Here is a 2,106-nt window from a genome sequence, read left to right on the forward strand (position 1 = left end):
CCCTGGAGACCATCTCCTCCACCGGCCGCCAGGCCCTCGCCGAGATGCGCCGCCTGCTCGGCGTGCTGCGCACCGGGGAGCACCAGGAGGCCGGCTGCGTTGCTGCTCGGAGTCGGGGTCGGCGCAATCATCCAGGTCGTCATCCAAATTGCACCGTCCTTGCGCACACAAGGCCGCTCGGATCTGGATCCGATGGTTCTCGTCGGCGTCGGTGTCGGAATACTCCTGATGTTTCTCACTGGTTTGGTGGTCCCCGCATGAGCACGATCGATCCATCCGACATCAAGGTCGGGCGCAGAACGGTCCTCCTCACAGCCTGCGCGACAACTTGTCTCGCCGTTGCCGGATGTAGCACCCAGAACAACAGCAATGCACCCGGCGTAACCCTGGGCAGTGCCGAGGTTCCGATATCAGCGGTTCCTGTCGGCGGCGGAGTCATTCTGGCGGACGAGCAAGTCGTGATCACCCAGCCGCAGGAAGGCGTGTTCCAAGCCTTCTCTGCGGTATGTACCCACCAGGGATGCGTAGTCTCCGAGGTCAGCGATGGAACGATCAACTGCCCATGTCATGGCAGCCGATACTCCATCGTCGATGGCTCGGTCGTGCAACGACCTGCTCAGAAGCCACTGCACAGCTACGCCCTTTCTCGCACCGCGGACACGATCATCGTCAACTAAGCCGGAGAACGGCACTTCCGAACTGGGACAGCTATCTGCGAAGGTTGTTATGGAACAGTGCGTTCGGCGGCGCTGAGGAAGTGAGAGATGTGTATTCTGCACAACCCGAGTTCTCGGCGTACGGCCCATCGCATTGGGCAGCCATCGCTCTGTTTGTCGCGGGTTCGGTGTTTCTGATCTGGGCGGGACGTAGACAGACCGAAGCGCAAGCTCGCCACCTCAGCCGCGCCCTCGGCGGAATACTGGCGGTGATATACGGCTCGGCGGTGCTCTACTCGCTGTCCTCACCCACGCTAGGAGGATCCGTACCCTTACAACTCACCGATCTCGCGACAGTGTCCGCGATCTACGCATTGTGGTCGCACCGACATTGGCCGTTCGCCCTCACCTACTACTGGGGGCTTGTATTGAGTACGCAGGCGTTGATTTCACCGGCTCTGGCCGGGCCCGACTTCCCCGGTTACGAGTTTCTTGCCTTCTGGGCGATTCACCTGTTTGTCGTCTGGGCCGCGATCTATCTCACGTGGGGCCGGAGAATGCGACCTACATGGCGCAGCTACCGCTTCGCGGTACTGGTCACGCTGACATGGGCGATAGTCACTTTCATCTTCAATCGCATCGCCGATACCAATTACGGCTTTCTCAACGCCAAACCTTCCACCGCATCGCTGCTGGACCTGATGGGTCCGTGGCCGGTGTATCTGTTTTCTGGGATGACAATCGTATTCATCATCTGGGCTCTGATGACGTGGCCGTGGGAGAGAGACGGAATTCTCGACAAGGACGCCGCGCAACCCGTGGTCTAGCCGTCCTCGCTCGACCTCCGCACCCCTGGCATGGACCGACCGCTTTTCAGCAACAATCTGCACAGTCCTGCCCAATCGAGCTACCGGGCAGCCGAGTGACAGGCAAGCGAGAGCAGCAGATGTGATACTCAACCGGCATGTAGATGCAGGCGGCGTTGCACACTCCGATCGGCGACTCGCGAAGACTTTCAGTTTCACCCGCTCCAGTTCGTCTGCACGTACATCCCCGACGGTGACCGCTCTGCTGTGAAGCCGCTGATCCCGAGCCCTCAAGAACTCACTGCAGGAGGACGTGACACCAGCCCACGAATAATTTGCCAGTTACAGCGGGAATCACGTCTCAGCAGATTCACTCTGCACTCGAGCTAAGGGGTTGCTTCGAGTTGCTGATCACATATGGCGGATCGATTGCCGAAAAATGCTTCGATTGGCGGTTCAGAAAATCAGGAATCCGCTGCCGTTCGGCGTTCGAGCAGGACTGTGTCGCGCCAGATCCCGTCGAGTTGGGCGATCTTCTCGCGGATCCCGATGGTGCGGAACCCTGCCGAGTGATGCAGGGAGACGGAGGCGCGATTTTCAGGGAAGATCGACGTCTGCAGGGTCCAGAGCCCATCCGCGTCCGC

At 60.0% G+C, this 2,106-nt stretch carries 3 protein-coding genes; 2 read left to right on the top strand and 1 reads right to left on the bottom strand.

Annotated elements, in window-relative coordinates:
• The first annotated feature begins 257 nt into the window (after window positions 1-257).
• The gene (locus ABT116_RS43440) at window positions 258-677 is read left to right on the top strand and encodes a QcrA and Rieske domain-containing protein (RefSeq protein WP_011331647.1); all 420 of its coding nucleotides are present in this window, start codon (window positions 258-260) and stop codon (window positions 675-677) included.
• 89 nt (window positions 678-766) lie between these two features.
• Window positions 767-1,483 carry a YwaF family protein gene (locus ABT116_RS43445; protein ID WP_003944610.1) on the top strand — a complete coding sequence of 239 codons (717 nt, stop codon included), beginning with the start codon at window positions 767-769 and terminating at the stop codon, window positions 1,481-1,483.
• Window positions 1,484-1,926: 443 nt separating this feature from the next.
• On the opposite strand, the gene ABT116_RS43450 is transcribed toward ABT116_RS43445, so the two are convergent.
• Window positions 1,927-2,106 (bottom strand): GNAT family N-acetyltransferase (locus ABT116_RS43450; RefSeq protein WP_392322212.1); only part of this gene is annotated, 180 nt, incomplete at its 5' end.

The organism is Streptomyces sp. NPDC002130 (assembly GCF_040296465.1).
In the GTDB taxonomy this organism is placed as follows: Bacteria; Actinomycetota; Actinomycetes; order Streptomycetales; family Streptomycetaceae; genus Streptomyces.